Origin of the sequence: Pseudomonas sp. SW-3 (genome assembly GCF_016615645.1) — a bacterium.
Taxonomy (GTDB): domain Bacteria; phylum Pseudomonadota; class Gammaproteobacteria; order Pseudomonadales; family Pseudomonadaceae; genus Aquipseudomonas; species Aquipseudomonas mandelii.
The window spans coordinates 2,454,789-2,469,948 of the sequence record NZ_CP067098.1 but is presented as its reverse complement, the minus strand read 5'-3'; the positions used below and the strand labels follow the sequence as shown (position 1 = coordinate 2,469,948).

Here is a 15,160-nt window from a genome sequence, read left to right as displayed (position 1 = left end):
CCAGGCAGCAATCCCGAAGTGTGTTGGCGCTGTGCGGGTACCGTCGTCGATTACAGCAGAGGAGTTTTACGCTGCGTTGGGTTATCAGAACATCCGCGACGAGTTCCATGGGGCTGAGCGCACCATCGTTATGGAAAAGCGGCTTGAGGCTACCCCCCCAGTCGCTCAGTTTGCCGGCACGGTGATCACAGGCGTCTGTGGCGCCACGCCCGTTTCGGCCAGCGAAAACAGTACAAGAATAAACAAGAACTCCGATTTGGATTTCATGTCACGGTCATCGATCCAGAACCAATAGTCGCGATAGCGAACGGCTGCATAGGCATCGATTGGCCGCTCCCTGCTTGAGTGAATGCGCACTAATGGTTCGTCCCATGGGCTTGGATGCTCAGGCGCGGCAGGCGCCGGGTTTGCACGGCCTTCTTGCACATGGGCAGGTGGAACCTCGATGGTAGCGGCCAGCTCCACGAAGATTTCCGACATGGAACGAGTGAGTAGCACGACCTCGGTATCATCCTGCTGCACCATGCCGAACTTTAGATTCAGCTCGCTGGCATCGGGGCTCAAGTGAAGGAGTTCGCGCACCTTTCGGCGATCTTTCTCGATGTCGTCGGAGACGTCCCGCGAGATCAGGACAAGCATGCTTTCATCGTTGCTTCGTTGATTGATGCGCATCCCCAGCGACTCAGAGCGCTGGATCCGTCTGAAGGCCTCCAGTAACTCATAGAAACGCGGATCTGCTGCTCGAAAACGCGAGGGGGATGTGGATCGGTTATAGACACCATTAACGGCGCTGGTGGTCAATTGCAGGACGCGATCAATAGGATAGCCGGCCTGAATCAGGGAGAACACGGCAGCCGGCGATAGGGGCTGCAGTAAATAGCGAGAGAATCTCTCCCCGGAAAGCGGGGTGTAGCTGATCGTCGGTCGATCCGTGTACACCCCGGATGCCCCTATGGCCTGGCTGTTTCCATCGCTGGGAAATCCAGAATACCAACTCGCTGCGAGGCTGACCTGGCTCTGCATCGCGCTGGAGGCAATGACCGAGGAAACCTCGAGGAACACGGGCGCATCTGCGTAGCGTAATTTGACGATATTGAGCAGTGTCTGTTCTTTCCAGGTCGAGGCAATAACTGCACTGTAATCTGTACGGTCACGCTGAATCGAGTTCGGTCCCATCGTTGTGCACCCGGTCACGCAGCAGGCAACGAAGAAGAGCGCTACTTGACGAGTACGGCCCGGCAATAGCCTGGTCTTCGCCGTTGAAAGATCGTGATCCATGACCTTGCCTCACAACGTATTGTTCTGTTGCACTGGGCAATCGGGTTCAGCACGCGAGGTAATGACTGCGCACTGGATCGGTTTCATAAGTCTTCTTCTATCAACACTTTGATGCGCCCTGATTTTTCAGCGGCCACCAACGAGGCATGGTCTTTCGCGTTTTGCTTGGCGTAGCTCTGGGCAAATTCGCCAATAGCCAGATCGAAGGTGTCCGACTTGCCCAAATAGCCGCTGATGAGCGCAGCATCCCCGGATTTGGCGTGGGCACGGGCCAGTGTGAGACCGCACAACTCGGCATACAGCTTCATCTGATCGACCGTCGCGCCCTCGACAGGGGCCGCCATTTTCATGTCTCGTAACTGCCGGACGAAGAAATGCCGGCCACTTTCCCCCTGCGTCCAGCCCAGGAAAATATCGCTGGAGGCCTGCATCAGGCGTTGCCCGGTGACCACGCGCTCACCTTGATTCTCAAAGTCACTCTTGCCCGCAAAAGGAGCCAACACCGAAGGACAGGCTTCCTTGAATTGAAGGAGCAACGGGTGATTTTCAGCAGAAAAGAACAGGCCGACAAAACAATAGGTGCCGACGCTTCCGATCCCGACAGCCTTGACGACAAAGTCTTCGAGACGGTAACGATCGAACAGCACACGCCGTTCAAGCGGTAGCGATAATCGATAGTCTTGCAGCGCCACCTGCACACGTTGTGCAAAGTCCTTTTCATAGATATGAAACAGTATCGGTGGCTGATCGAGCAGGCGTCGACGTCCCGCTACTACGCTGCTGATTGTCGGATAAAGGTATTCGCCGATGCGTGCTTTGGCCTTGGCAATCAGCTGAACTCGGTTCTTTTTGATTTTGGCGTTGGGGGCCATGTCGATGATCGTTTGAGCGTCCAGGCGGTCATACCAGACGTCCAGCGGGCTCATCTTCGACAGTTTGCGCAGGCGCTCGCGGTAAGCACGAACACACTGGACCGCTATGGCCTGGGCGTCTTTGTCGCTGAACCGGTTGTCACGGGCAGCCACGACGAAACTGATTGCGAGGCGTTTTACATCCCATTCCCAAGGGGCTGGAAGCGTTTCGTCGAAATCGTTAATGTCAAAAATCAGGTTGCGTTCAGGAGTGGCAAAAAGTCCGAAGTTCAAAAGATGACAATCCCCGCAGGCTTGGACTTGAATGCCTGTGTTCGGCGTATTAGCCAAGTCATGCGCCATCACCCCGGCAGAGCCACGCAAAAAGGTAAACGGGCTGCGTAACATGCGCCCGTAGCGAACCGGAATCAGATTGGGCAGGCGATATCGGTTAGACGCTTCCAGGATTTCAATAGGGTCGCGGTGTTTACGCTTTGGCTTCCAAACGGCGTGAAGTGCGTGCGGCACGCTCTCGGATAAACGCTCACCTGCTTCCAGTCGTTCCTTGCGCGAGCGAAATATCGGTTCATCGTTCTCCATGCCTTTTGCGTCCTTCAACGTACCTTTGACAGGACTCTGCTTGTTGCGAGACATGTCCGCTCCTTTGTTCTCTGGGGCACCATTGAGTCAACCACGATTGTAATGAGCCATATCAGGGCAAGGCCGTAGCCATTGTTCATCAAAACGCTAACACCAGATGGCATTGGCATTTCTGACAAAAATCAATGCAGCGACGGGAAAAGCGTTCAGTGATGGGATGCCTTCAAGCAGATGTGCCAACGCCCGGATCTACCGGGCGTTCGATGGAAAAATAAATCCGTCCCCTTTTTTTTCGGCTGCGGGGTGGCTTTGATATCGGCGTTCGACGGGAAGTGGAAGCCGAGGTATTCCTCGTCGAGTTTTTTGAATCGGGTTTACAAGGTGACCGTCTCAAGCTCAAACGGAGACGTTATCTGACTTCAAATAAGTCGTTGCCCATTCGCGGTATTTGTCCGAGTGTGTGTATTTTGAAAGCAACTCAGAGACCGAAAGCTCGCGCCCCGCTGTGCCGCTTTGTTCGCGTAACGCCTCGTAAGTCGCTTTGATCGCGGACAAATAGGAGGCATGTCCATTGACCACAATCCGTACATTAGCCGCACTCAGTTTCTCAACATCGCTCAGTGCGGGATTACCGTAGTTGATGAGCATGATCGGGACGCAAAGATGCGCTGTGAGTGCTTCCAAGTGCTGGAAGTCCTTGACGCCAACAAGGCAAACAGCGTCTGCCCCAGCCTTCTCATAGGCCGTAGTCCGAGCAATCGAATCGTCCAAAGTAGTGAGGGCCACATTCGTCCTGGCGATGATGCTCAATGCATCGTCTGACCGGGCAAATCGTGCAGCGTAGATCTTGCTCGCCGCCTCCTCCATATTGATGAGCACGCTCGACTGCTCGTCGTACCTGGCGGGTAGGTGCGTATCTTCGAGTGTCAGCGCAGCAACACCCGCCTTTTGTAACTCTGTGACTGTTCGCATCACATTGAGCGCGTTTCCGAATCCATGGTCAGCATCCCCAATGATCGGGATTTGGCTGGCGCGACCAACCCTGGAAACTTGCTCTGAATATTCATCGAGCGTGAGCAACGAGATGTCTGGGGCACCAAGCACTTGAAGCGAGGCGATGGATCCCCCCTGAATCGCGACCTCAAAGCCAAGGTCAGAGGCCATTCGAACGGAGATCGGATCGAACACGGATGCGGCAAATTTACAGACTGTTCCATGAAGCAAATCACCGAACGCCTTACGTAGTTCATGATGAGATCGCTCAATCATTTTTTCGGCTCCATCACCTTCCACTGAGTACATCGCTTGAATCGTCTTGCGAGTACGAAACATGCATTAGCTACCGGTCATTACACCCAGTTCGAAGCGCAATGGCCGGTAAGCGAGGCTGATTACTTTTGCGCTAACAAGGCTTTACGCTCTGCCTTTTCGTTTTTCATTGCGGCCATTTCACGCTCGCAGGCCTCGACATCAAACGAGTTGTCCCACTTGGCAATGGCGATGGTGCCGATACCGTTGCCGATCAGGTTGGTCACGGCTCGCGCTTCGTTCAGGAACCGGTCGATGCCCAGGAGCAGGACAAGGCCTACCAACGGAATGGAGTGGATGGTTGTGAGCGTTGCCGCCAGGGTGATGAACCCGGCCCCCGCCACGCCAGCCGAGCCTTTCGAGGTCAGCAGGAAGACGCCCAACAGAATCATCTGATCCATAAACGTCAGCGGTGTATTGGTTGCCTGCGCGATGAAAATCGCCGCCATGGTGAGGTAAATGCAGGTGCCATCCGCATTGAAGGTGTAGCCAGTCGGCAGCACCATACCCACGACCGACTTTCTGCAGCCCAGCTTTTCAAGCTTGACCATCATTCGTGGCAGCACAGCCTCAGTCGAGCAGGTTCCGAGCGTGATCAGAATCTCGTCCTTGAAGTAACGGAGAAACTGAAACAAGGGCATTCCCGACCATCGAGCAACCGTGCCCAGCACGACCACGATGAAGATCAGGGTGGTGGCGTAGAGTGCTATCAACAACTGGCCAAGTGACAACAACGTACCGATTCCGTACTTGCCGATAGTGAAAGCCATACCGGCACCAGCACCAATTGGAGCCAGACGCATGACCATTGCCACGATCTTGAACAGGCCTTGCAGGAACAGATCAATGGTATTGATCAGCGGCTTGCTGGTTTCACCCATTTGAACCAGGGCAACCCCCATCAGCACCGACAGCAGGATGACCTGGAGCATGACGCCATTGGAGAACGCGCCGACAAACGTATGCGGGATGATGTTCATGAAAAAATCGACGGTGCCACCCTGCTCACTGGCAGCCTGGCTGTACTTGGCGATTGAACTGCCATCCAGCGTGTCGACATTGATGTTCATCCCGACGCCTGGCTTTACAACGTTGACCACAATAAGGCCGATGACCAGTGCGATGGTTGAAAGAATCTCGAAGTAGAGCGGCGATTTAACGCCAATTCTCCCCACCTCTTTGATGCTGCCCATCTTGGCGATACCGACAACCACGGTGCCAAAAATAATAGGGGCCAACAGCATTTTGATGAGCCTGATAAAGCCGTCTGCAAAAGGTTGCAGCCTGGCTCCGAATTGCGGTTCAAAGTGACCGATTGCGGCACCGATGACGATACCGATCAGCACCTGCACATACAGCTGGCTGTACCAGCGGGACTTGGAGATTTCCACGGAAGCACCTCATTTTATTGTTGTGTTGGGCGTGTGGCGTGGCGTCAGGGGAAGACGCCAGATAACCGTGGCCTCCAGCGAAGAAGCCACGGTTCGGGCGCTATCAGCCCTCGCCCAGCTCGCGCATGACGGCGTACAAGGCGGACTTGGCTTCGAAGCCGACACCCGGAATATCCGGCAGACCCACGTAGCCGTTTTCTACGCGAATCCCGTCAGCGAACCCGCCAAAAGGCTGGAACACGTCTGGATAGGATTCGTTGCCGCCAAGGTGCAGGCCTGCGGCGATGTTCAGAGACATTTGATGGCCACCGTGCGGAACCACACGACGCGAAGACCAGCCCATGTCTTCCATCACTTTCAAGGTGCGCATGTACTCCACAAGCCCGTAGGACAGTGCACAGTCAAACTGGAGGTAGTCGCGATCAGGGCGCATGCCACCGTGGCGCAGCAGGTTACGAGCATCCTGGTGCGAGAAGAGGTTCTCACCTGTAGCCATTGGCAGCTCGTAGTGATTGGCAAGTTCAGCTTGCAGCGCGTAGTCCAGCGGATCGCCGATTTCTTCGTACCAGAACAGGTTGTACTTTTTGATCGCCTCGGCGTAAGCGATACCGGTTTGAAGGTCAAAGCGACCGTTAGCGTCGACTGCCAGGCGGCGGCCATCGCCGACAACCTCCAGCACAGCCTCAATACGACGAATGTCTTCATCCAGAGGTACAGCACCGATTTTCATTTTCACGACGTCATAGCCGCGATCCAGATAGCTCTGCATTTCTGCTTTGAGCTTGGTCTGGTCTTTGCCAGGGTAGTAGTAACCACCTGCTGCGTAGACCCAGACCTTGTCGTCGGCGACACCACCGCGATAGCGGTCAGCCAGAAGGCGGTACAGCGGCTTGCCTTCGATCTTGGCAACGGCATCCCACACAGCCATGTCAATCGTGCCGACTGCAACTGAACGTTCGCCGTGGCCTCCTGGCTTTTCGTTGGTCATCAGGGCTTTCCAGATGGCGAACGGATCCAGGTTGTTGTTCTCATGATCGACGAGAGTATCTGGATCAGCTTCAGTGATCCGCGCCAGGAAACGATCGCGCATCAGTGCGCCTTGACCGTAGCGACCATTGGAGTTGAAACCGTAGCCGATGACAGGTTTACCATCGCGAATCACATCCGTGACGACAGCGACAACCGAGCAGGTCATTTTCGAAAAATCGATATAGGCATTGGCGATTGGAGAAGCGATGGAGACGGTTTTTTCACGGATGTCTACGATACGCATGACGGGTTCCTCTTGTTGTTGATGGCCCCACGTTATGCTTTGCGATGCCCCCCGCCCAATGCTATTAATGCCGCACCCTATGCACAGGAGGCATGGCCTTTGGAACTCGTCTGGCTCGAAGATTTTTCAGCCCTTGCGGAATACGGCAGCTTCGTTCGCGCGGCTGAAGCGCGGCACGTTACTCAGCCGGCATTCAGTCGTAGAGTCCGCTCCCTAGAGAATTGGATGGGCGTACAACTGTTCGTTCGCACCCCTCAAGGGGCGACCCTGACCGAAGCGGGGAGGCAAATATTGCCGAGTGCTCAGGAGGCTGCCAGGCGCTTGTACCGAATGCGCAACGAAGCTCAAGAAGTGGCGGGAATGGCCGCTAAATCCCTGCACTTCGCCGCAACTCACTCCCTCTCGTTTACTTTTTTTCCAAGGTGGCTTCGTAGCGCGGAAAACGGTGCCCCAATCGAGGCTGTGCAACTGCACTCAGACAGCATGGCTGTCTGTGAGCAGATGCTGATACATGGCCAGGTTCAGTTTCTGCTCTGCCACCGCCACCCCGACGTTCCACCCTTGCTGGCCCCTGACCAGTTCATCGGCAAGAAAGTAGGTGAGGACGTTCTCGTTCCACTGGCCAGTGCTTCCGCCCACTTCGGCACCTCCCCAGCGGCATTGCCTTACCTCGCTTACACACATGAGTCCGGACTGGGGCGCATCGTTGCTCACCGGCTGCATGGCAAGGAAGATTACCTTCACCTCAAACCCCTTTTCAGCAGCCATCTCGCGGCAGTGCTGATGTCCATGGCCATGGAAAGCAAAGGCGTGGCGTGGTTGCCCAAGAGCCTCACCGAGCAGGAAATAATGGATGGACGCTTAGTCAGGGCACTCGATGAAAGCTGGGATATCCCGCTGGAGATTCACCTGACCCGCCCAACAGCGCCACTCAGTCCATCTGCTGAAGAGTTCTGGGCCAGAGTGGGCGACTAGCTCCATTGGCCGTCTCCAGTTTTAAATCACCCCATGGCGTGCTGGGGCCGTCGAAAACGCGGAGACGAAATCCGGCGTGCCCGAGGGCTCCCTGCGCACAGCTACCATAAAGTGCAGGCATGAAATGACCTGCCTCTCTGGATGCAGATACGCTTCGTCACGACGGGCTGCTAAACCCGATCACTGAAGGGCAGTGACGGGCAGTGACGGGAATCAGTTACCGAGCAGCCCAAAAGCGTACAAACCGGCGAACTCTGGTGCAGTCGAAGGCAAGGGCGCAAGGTTTTGCAGCTTTCAGGACGTAACCTTGCGGGTACGTAAACATACGCTTTCAAGAGTTGTTGAAAAGCCGATATGCACTTCCTACAGGCGGTGAAAGCATCGAAAAAAATTCAGGAAGCGACCGCCGTGATTACGAGGGTGAGCATCGCAAATGTGTCTGCAACGTGGTCTCTTGAATCAGCCTGCCACAGCCGATTGCTGTTTGTCGCCAGCCTCACCGGGTCGATTCCCGCCGCTTACAACTTTGGTATCTGGTTAGTCAGGTGCAATGCAAATAATGGGTCAGGTCGAACGCATATAAGTAGCCAGGTGAGATGCGACTTAGCAGATTATCGATCACATCTTGACTTCAGTTCGGACCAATCCGGTACTTTGTACGAGGCCCTCTACCAAGCGATAACGTCGTCGGCACAAGAATTTGAAGCCGGGCATTGGAAGGCGGGAACAACAACTATCGGGCGGTAAAATCTCTAAACGAGGGCATTACGAGCGGCCCTTGGGCTTGGACGAAATGTGCGGGTATCGTCTTCCGACACATTAGCGTGCAGCGTGTCGGGATAGACGGTGGCGCTGGAGCCAATGCAGATCGACCCCAGCACCTACGGCCCGGTTTGCCCGGAACGGCCGCCCAGGATTACTTCAGTTTCGCCAGCATGGCCACGGCGACTGCCTTGGCCGACTGTGGGTTCTGGCCGGAAATGACTTCGCGATCTTCGATCACGTTCTCGCTCCATGGCTTGGCTTCAAAGAAGTTAGCACCGGCTGCCGTCAGGCCATCCTGCGGGAACAGTTTCATATGGCCGCCGCCGAGGAAACCTTTGGCCTGCTCCTCTTCCGCGTCGGTGAAGGCAGTGACTTTGTAGCCCTTGTAAATCCAATTGGCTGGCGCTGCCGGCTGTTTGCCCGATTCCAGTGCGGAGACAAAACCGTGCGCATCCGGGATCGCCGACAACATGGCTATGGTGCCATGGCAGGTGAAGCCGGTGATCTTGCCTTTTTCATGGAAGTTGGTCAGCAGTTGGCCCAGTTGCTTGTCCTTCAGCAGATCCTGCATCGGGATATGACCGCCAGGCACGAATACGGCATCGAACTTGTCGTAGCCGATTTTCTGAACCTGCGCGAAGCTGATTGCCGGCGAGCCGCTCTTCGAGGTCAGCTTCAGCGTGTCCAGCAGCGCAAGACTTTCCTGACGGGCCTTTTCATCGCCGCCCCAGAAGCTCACATCATTGGATTTCTGGTCTGCGGTTGGCGCCTTGCCGCTAGGGGTGGCAAATACGACGGTTTGACCCGCCTCGATGAAGGTCTGCACCGGTTGCATTAATTCGTTCAGGAAGAAGCCTGTTTGCATGACCTTGCCGTCTTTCAGGTCCAGTTGAGCCTGATCCGACAGTACAACCAATACCGTACCGGCGTTGGCATAGTTAGCGGCAGCGGTTAGCAGGGCGGCAATAATGGTTTTTTTCACGCGATTCTCCAGTAGCAGTGGTTTGTTGGCGCCATCTTATTACTAGAGCAGAGAGTGATAGAGCCCCTGAATTGAATTTCACTTATTACACTGGGTAATCAATAGTTGGGGCTTGCTGTCGCTGAAGTGCTAGGCCTGTGGTTGAAATTTTCTCGGTGAAAACTCCGGGGCATGGATAACCCTCCGTATCAACGATCGTAGGGATTTCCTCAAACAGGACGTGCCAACGCCCGGAAATACCGGGCGTTGGCCAATTGAAAAGACTTGATGTGATTGTTCAGCCGGGCATTGATTCGCGGCTGAAAGCGTCCAGCTCCCGCACCAGGCTCTGTGCTGCCAGCATGACCAGTTCACGACCTTTGTCTGGCGTCGCCAGCGCCGGGTCCGAGCCCATGCGGCCATCGGGATGGCGTGCGCGAAAGTCCATCGCTTCGCGGATCGGGCCCCAAGGGGCGATCTGCGGCGAGTATTCAGCCGATTTGATCGAATCCGGGTAGGCCCATTGTGTGACCGCAATCTCGGACGGCGTGGCATGAACGCCGTGCCCCGTAGGAAACTGCTCGCGCGCAAGCTCCCCTACCCCCTCAAGGTCCCACCAATTGCACAACTTCAGCGCGAACCCTGCTGGGCGTCGAGCGAAGCTGGCTTCGGCGTAGAGCTCAGAGAACGCCGCCTCAATCGATGCAACGTTGCCACCGTGGCCATTGAGAAAGAGGATTTTTTCAAACCCGTGAGCGGCCAGCGAGCGCACCCAATCGCCAATCGCCGCAATGAAGGTCGACGGACGCAGCGAGATGGTTCCAGGGAACCCAAGATGGTGCTGGGCCATGCCAATATTGAAGGTCGGTGCAATCAGGATGTCTGCGTTTTTTTGCGCTTCACCGGCAATGATTTCCGGGCACATCCAGTCGGTCCCCAGAAGACCGGTAGGACCGTGTTGTTCGTTCGAACCAATCGGGATCACGATGGTGCGGCTGCGTTGAAGAAATTGGCCGATCTCGGCCCAGGTCGACAGGTGTAAAAGCATTTGAGTTCTCTCTTTTAAAGGGTTCCTTGCGGAACATGACAAAGGACGCGGGTGGCAACAGATCAACCCGCACTGTATTCCGGAATCGCGCCGTCACGGGTTTTCGGCTTGGTCGACAGGATCACCAATGCTGCGCACAAAAATACGCAACCCACGATAACGACGCCAAGATTCGCGCTGCCGGTTGCGGTTTTTGCCCAGCCGATTATGGCCGGCCCCCAGAAGCCGCCGGAAAGACCGATGGTATTAATCAAGGCAATGCCCCCTGCCGCCGCCTCGCCCTTGATGTGTTCGGAGGGCATCGCCCACAACACGGTGTAGGCCATGAACATCATGGCGGTTGCCACGGTCAGCAGTGCCAGCGCGGCCATCAGGTTGCCGTCGGCAAAAGGGTACATAAGGAGCAGGATCGCGCCGATCCCCGCCGGCACTGCGCAGTGATAGCGTCTTTCACCGACACGGTCCGACCGGCGCCCTATCCAGTACATGCCGCAAGCGGCGGCGACATAGGGAATCGCGGCGTACCAACCCAGTTGCATGGTGTCGTTGACGCCCTGGGCCTTGAGGATTGCCGGCAGCCAGAAACTCATGGCGTAGATCGAGAAGATGATGCAGAAATAGGCGCTGGCGAGAATGTAGATTTTCGGGTCGCGCAACACTGCACGGAACGAATGGACGCGCCCGGTCGATTCACCCAGCTCACTGGCCAGCAAGGCCTTTTCTTCCTGGCTCAGCCAGCGCGCCTCAGCGGGTCGATTGGAAAGGATGAAAAAAGTCAGCACACCGAGGAAAACGCACGGCAAGCCTTCAATCAAAAACATCCACTGCCAGCCGGCCAGACCACCAACGCCTTGGAACGTGGTGATCAACCACGCAGACAGTGGGCCGCCCACAATGCCGCCAATGGGGCCGGCGATAAACACGATCGCAATGGCCCGCGCCATACGCTTGGGACCGTACCAGCAGGACAGGTAATAAATCATGCCCGGTGCAAAACCGGCTTCGAACACACCCAGCAGAAAGCGCATGGCGTAAAACATCGGCACGTTGCGCACGAACAACATGCAGGCCGAGGTGATGCCCCAACACACCAGAATACGGCTGAAGGTTTTCCTCGCGCCGACCTTCGGCAGCATCAGGTTGCTCGGCAACTCGAACAATACGTATCCCAGAAAGAAAATACCGGCGCCCGCACCATAGGCAGCATCGGAAAGACCAAGGTCATTTTGCATCTGCAGTTTGGCAAAGCCGACGTTGATCCGGTCCAGATACGCAAATACGTAACAGATGAACAGCAGCGGCAGCAGCCGCCAGTTGAGCTTGCGGTAAAGGGCTGAAATGGCATCACTTCGTGCCGGCGCCTGAAGAATTGACATGCGAATCTCCCGTTATTCTTGTTGGTCCGAGTTCGTGTCAGAGAATGTTGCACCGGCACCTCAGGACCAGCAAGAGCAACTAAGTTCGTGTAGTGTTGCTCTACAGGCAACGCAACATCTCTGGAGAGAGTTCCCGGCATGCGCGAAATCAATCAACAACGGCTTCGGTATTTTCATGAGGTGCTGACTCACGGATCGATCCGTGCCGCGGCCGACAGCATCAATACGTCGCCCTCGGTGATCACGCGCCAGATCAAGCTGCTGGAAGAGGAAATCGGCGCCAAACTATTCGAGCGCCAGGCACGCGGTGTTCAGCCCACCGAGGCCGCGGCGCACTTGCTGGAGTTCTGGCGCGGCTATCGATCGCACCAGGAGAAACTCGAAGATCAGTTGCAAGCGATCAAGGGCCTGCAGCAAGGCCATGTGCGCGTCGTCATCAGCGAGGGCTATGTCGACGCGTTGGTCGACAACGTGCTCGCGCCGTTCTGCAAGCAGTACCCCAAGCTCGATGTGCGGCTGGACATTCTGCCCGTCGACGATGTCCTCAACGAAGTCGCCGAAAATCGTGCGCACATCGGCCTTGCGTACAATCCGCCGCCGCATCCGCACATCGACTACCGCGCGACGTTTTCGCAACCGGTGATGCTGCTGGTTCGCCCGGATCATCCGTTGGCATCGCGGGGCGCGGCGGCAACCGTCGAGGATATCCTCGCCTGCCAACTGGTCCTGACACCCACGACGTTCGGTATCGGTCATGCGATCAAGATGCTCGAGTATGCCGAGAAAATCGAGATCCGCCCGGTACTCGTCAGCAACTCCCTCGCGGCGCTCAAGCGCATGGTGGAGGACGGCGGTTTTGCTTCGTTGCTCGGCGAATTCGCGGCCTATCGGGAAATCGCCAACGGCAGCCTGGCGGCGGTATCGATCGACCATCCGTTGCTTCTTGGGGTTGAAGCAAAACTGTTGGTGAAGTCCGGCCGACCGTTGGCCGCCCCTGCTCAAGAGCTACTGAACTGGATGTTGCAGCGCTTGCCGATGTTTGCGTCTGATACGGGAGTGCCGAGTGCCTGACCAGAGACAAGTCATCCCTATTGCCTCGCCTTCTCTGCTGATGGAACAGACGCGTTCGAGATGCTCGAAAGGCCAAAGGAACAACCTGACCAGGTTGTAGAACAATGAAACAAGATCCGCTCGGCTCAAATCATCAGAAAAATGTGATCTCGTAGCCGAATCGCGAGGCTGCGTTGACGATATGTTCCCCCATGATCTGGCGTGCCGCCGTCGCATTTCGATCGATAAAAGCCTGCACGAGTTCTTCATGCTCCCCGCGCGCCGCGTGAGGAATGTTGCTGAACACCGGGCCGCGCCGCGCGAAGTTCATGGTGATCAGTGCGCGCATTGGCTCGAGCACTGTGCGAATCATCGTCTCGAGATAGTCGTTGCCCGACGCTGCCGCAACGGCCCTGTGAAAATCGAGGTCGGCGTTGACCGTTTCCAGGGTCGGTTCGCCTTCGTATTGCATGCGCAAGACCGCGGCCTGAATGACTTTCAACTTGGCCGGGGTCATGTGCGAGGCGGTGAGCGCGGCGGCCTGGCTTTCCAGGACGGCCCGCACTTCAAACATGTTTCGGATGGTGTTGTCACCGTCCAGGATCGGCGCACTCGCCTGCGGTGCCAAAGGCTCTGACGCTTGGGAGGTGGCGGAGACGAAGACGCCTACGCCCTGGCGAGACTGAATCAGCCCCTGCGCCCGCAGCGTGGCGATGCCCTCGCGCACCACGTTGCGGCTGACGCCGAAGTTCTGCGAGAGAAACTGTTCAGTGGGCAAACGGTCTCCCGGCCGCAGCCGCCCGGAAGCAATCTCATCGCTCAGCGAGCGGGCGATGTGCTCGGCCAGATGAGGTCGGCGGGTTACGGGTTGCACATTCATTTCACTCATTCTTTTTTCTCCCCTCACTTGTCTACTTAATCTACATCAGAAGACTTGTTCCTGACAGTTGAAACTGAAATTCGCAAAACACATCAAACACTTAATCCAATTAAAACAATGACTTATCTAATAAATAGATTAAAGCCTGCTGAAATGCCGCAGTTGTTCTGTTGAAGGACAACAGGATGTGATGTACGTTGCCCTCAACCTGATACGGACGAATAAAAAATTGCCGTGTCAGCTTCGCAACCCGCTTGAGGCGCAATCCTATGAAAATTGCCAGCATTGAAACCATTCCGCTTCGTATTCCCTTCACCACGGGCGGCCCGTCGGCCGGCGGGGTCTGGGGGCCGAAAGACCTGCAAATGGTCGACTCTCTCGTGGTCAAGATCACCACCGACGACGGGATCGTTGGCTGGGGCGAAACCTTCGGCTTCACCGCAATCCCGGCGGTAAAAGTGGTGATCGACACCATCCTTGCGCCTGAACTGATTGGCAGCGATGTCACTCGACGGGAGAAATTACAGGGCGATCTGCAGAGGAAGTTTCACGTTTTCGGTCGCAGCGGCGCGTTCATCTATGGCCTCTCGGCGATTGACATCGCGCTGTGGGATATCGCGGGCAAAGCCGCCGAAAAACCGATTTACCAGTTGCTGGGCGGCAGTGAGGCCACGTCTCTTGCGGCGTACGCAAGCCTGATCCGGTATGCAGACCCCGAACTCATCCGCGTCAATGTGCAGCGCGCAGTCAACAGCGGTTTCCGCCACCTCAAGCTGCACGAAGTGGATATCGACGTCATCCGCGCTGCGTGCGAAGCCGCTGGCCCCGGCGTGGAAATCACCCTCGACGTCAACGCTCCGTGGACGGTGCGCGAAGCGCTGGACATGACCGAGAAACTTCGCCCGTTGAACCTTCGCTGGATCGAAGAACCGGTGTGGCCGCCGGAAGACTATTCAGGGCTGGCAAGGGTGCGCGCGCACGGCGGCATCCCGGTTGCGGCTGGCGAAAATGCCTCGACGCTCATGGACTTCCAGCACCTGCTTGAGGCCGGCGCGGTGGATTTCGTGCAGCCAAGCCCCGCCAAAATGGGCGGCATCACCGAACTGCAAAAAGTCTATGCACTGGCCAACGCCCATGGCGTCACCGTGATGGTCCACGCCTTTTATGACGGCCCCGGCCTGCTGGCGGCGGTGCATGGAAGTGCAGCCCTGGGCGGCGCCAAGTCACTGGTCGAATGGCGTTACTTCGACCTCGAAGCGCAACTCTATGGCGACGCCATCATCCCGCGTAACGGACGCATCGACGTACCGCAAGGGCCGGGACTCGGCATCGAGCCTGACCAGGACGTCATCCGGGATTACCGCTTCAAACCTTGACCCCATAAGCCGCTGGCTCATTGCAACG

12 protein-coding genes and 1 pseudogene are annotated in these 15,160 nt (G+C 56.4%); 4 read left to right on the top strand and 9 right to left on the bottom strand.

Annotation, left to right across the window (positions count from 1 at the left end):
• Positions 1-22: 22 nt before the first annotated feature.
• Positions 23-145 (top strand): annotated as a pseudogene (locus tag JIO00_RS10970) (GNAT family N-acetyltransferase); the annotation flags it as partial.
• 20 nt (positions 146-165) lie between these two features.
• Here the strand turns inward: JIO00_RS10970 and JIO00_RS10965 are convergent.
• From JIO00_RS10965 to JIO00_RS10945, 5 genes are all read right to left on the bottom strand, one after another.
• Positions 166-1,278, bottom strand: coding sequence for a hypothetical protein (locus tag JIO00_RS10965; protein ID WP_169857346.1), 1,113 nt, complete (start codon positions 1,276-1,278; stop codon positions 166-168).
• A gap of 83 nt (positions 1,279-1,361) precedes the next feature.
• On the bottom strand, positions 1,362-2,537 hold the full coding sequence (locus JIO00_RS10960) for a DUF2252 domain-containing protein (RefSeq protein WP_325166945.1): 1,176 nt from the start codon (positions 2,535-2,537) through the stop codon (positions 1,362-1,364).
• 588 nt (positions 2,538-3,125) lie between these two features.
• The gene (locus JIO00_RS10955; protein WP_145310816.1) at positions 3,126-3,998 is read right to left on the bottom strand and encodes an isocitrate lyase/PEP mutase family protein; all 873 of its coding nucleotides are present in this window, start codon (positions 3,996-3,998) and stop codon (positions 3,126-3,128) included.
• A 122-nt stretch (positions 3,999-4,120) separates the two neighbouring features.
• A complete protein-coding gene (gene dctA / locus JIO00_RS10950) occupies positions 4,121-5,428 on the bottom strand; it encodes a C4-dicarboxylate transporter DctA (protein WP_200668187.1) in 1,308 nt (435 codons plus the stop codon).
• Between the two features lie 103 nt (positions 5,429-5,531).
• Entirely contained in the window at positions 5,532-6,701 is a 1,170-nt protein-coding gene (locus tag JIO00_RS10945) for a mandelate racemase/muconate lactonizing enzyme family protein (RefSeq protein WP_154911576.1), read from the bottom strand.
• A gap of 99 nt (positions 6,702-6,800) precedes the next feature.
• Between JIO00_RS10945 and JIO00_RS10940 the strand changes: the two genes are divergently transcribed.
• Positions 6,801-7,676 (top strand): LysR family transcriptional regulator, encoded by an 876-nt coding sequence (locus tag JIO00_RS10940; protein WP_145310800.1) that lies wholly within the window; start codon positions 6,801-6,803, stop codon positions 7,674-7,676.
• Between the two features lie 916 nt (positions 7,677-8,592).
• Here JIO00_RS10940 and JIO00_RS10935 read toward each other — a convergent pair.
• From JIO00_RS10935 to JIO00_RS10925, 3 genes are all read right to left on the bottom strand, one after another.
• Positions 8,593-9,423, bottom strand: coding sequence for a type 1 glutamine amidotransferase domain-containing protein (locus tag JIO00_RS10935; protein WP_145310802.1), 831 nt, complete (start codon positions 9,421-9,423; stop codon positions 8,593-8,595).
• Positions 9,424-9,700: 277 nt separating this feature from the next.
• The gene (locus JIO00_RS10930) at positions 9,701-10,450 is read right to left on the bottom strand and encodes a creatininase family protein (protein WP_033038802.1); all 750 of its coding nucleotides are present in this window, start codon (positions 10,448-10,450) and stop codon (positions 9,701-9,703) included.
• 62 nt (positions 10,451-10,512) lie between these two features.
• Positions 10,513-11,826: an MFS transporter gene (locus tag JIO00_RS10925; protein WP_200668185.1), complete on the bottom strand. Its 1,314-nt coding sequence runs from the start codon at positions 11,824-11,826 to the stop codon at positions 10,513-10,515.
• A 138-nt stretch (positions 11,827-11,964) separates the two neighbouring features.
• On the opposite strand from JIO00_RS10925, the gene JIO00_RS10920 reads away from it, so the two are divergent.
• The gene (locus tag JIO00_RS10920; RefSeq protein ID WP_200668183.1) at positions 11,965-12,897 is read left to right on the top strand and encodes a LysR family transcriptional regulator; all 933 of its coding nucleotides are present in this window, start codon (positions 11,965-11,967) and stop codon (positions 12,895-12,897) included.
• A 133-nt stretch (positions 12,898-13,030) separates the two neighbouring features.
• Here the strand turns inward: JIO00_RS10920 and JIO00_RS10915 are convergent, their stop codons facing one another.
• Positions 13,031-13,765, bottom strand: coding sequence for a FadR/GntR family transcriptional regulator (locus JIO00_RS10915; protein ID WP_154911574.1), 735 nt, complete (start codon positions 13,763-13,765; stop codon positions 13,031-13,033).
• 260 nt (positions 13,766-14,025) lie between these two features.
• Between JIO00_RS10915 and JIO00_RS10910 the strand changes: the two genes are divergently transcribed.
• Positions 14,026-15,132 carry a mandelate racemase/muconate lactonizing enzyme family protein gene (locus JIO00_RS10910; protein ID WP_083377142.1) on the top strand — a complete coding sequence of 369 codons (1,107 nt, stop codon included), beginning with the start codon at positions 14,026-14,028 and terminating at the stop codon, positions 15,130-15,132.
• The last annotated feature ends 28 nt before the right edge of the window (positions 15,133-15,160 follow it).

What these genes read in the sequence shown, in the direction of transcription:
- JIO00_RS10930 (WP_033038802.1), bottom strand. Translation starts at nt 10,450, where the DNA reads ATGCTTTTACACCTGTCGACCTGGGCCGAGATCGGCCAATTTCTTCAA.
- JIO00_RS10910 (WP_083377142.1), top strand. Translation starts at nt 14,026, where the DNA reads ATGAAAATTGCCAGCATTGAAACCATTCCGCTTCGTATTCCCTTCACC.
- JIO00_RS10925 (WP_200668185.1), bottom strand. Translation starts at nt 11,826, where the DNA reads ATGTCAATTCTTCAGGCGCCGGCACGAAGTGATGCCATTTCAGCCCTT.
- JIO00_RS10920 (WP_200668183.1), top strand. Translation starts at nt 11,965, where the DNA reads ATGCGCGAAATCAATCAACAACGGCTTCGGTATTTTCATGAGGTGCTG.
- JIO00_RS10945 (WP_154911576.1), bottom strand. Translation starts at nt 6,701, where the DNA reads ATGCGTATCGTAGACATCCGTGAAAAAACCGTCTCCATCGCTTCTCCA.
- JIO00_RS10960 (WP_325166945.1), bottom strand. Translation starts at nt 2,537, where the DNA reads ATGTTACGCAGCCCGTTTACCTTTTTGCGTGGCTCTGCCGGGGTGATG.
- JIO00_RS10915 (WP_154911574.1), bottom strand. Translation starts at nt 13,765, where the DNA reads ATGAGTGAAATGAATGTGCAACCCGTAACCCGCCGACCTCATCTGGCC.
- JIO00_RS10965 (WP_169857346.1), bottom strand. Translation starts at nt 1,278, where the DNA reads ATGGATCACGATCTTTCAACGGCGAAGACCAGGCTATTGCCGGGCCGT.
- JIO00_RS10955 (WP_145310816.1), bottom strand. Translation starts at nt 3,998, where the DNA reads ATGATTGAGCGATCTCATCATGAACTACGTAAGGCGTTCGGTGATTTG.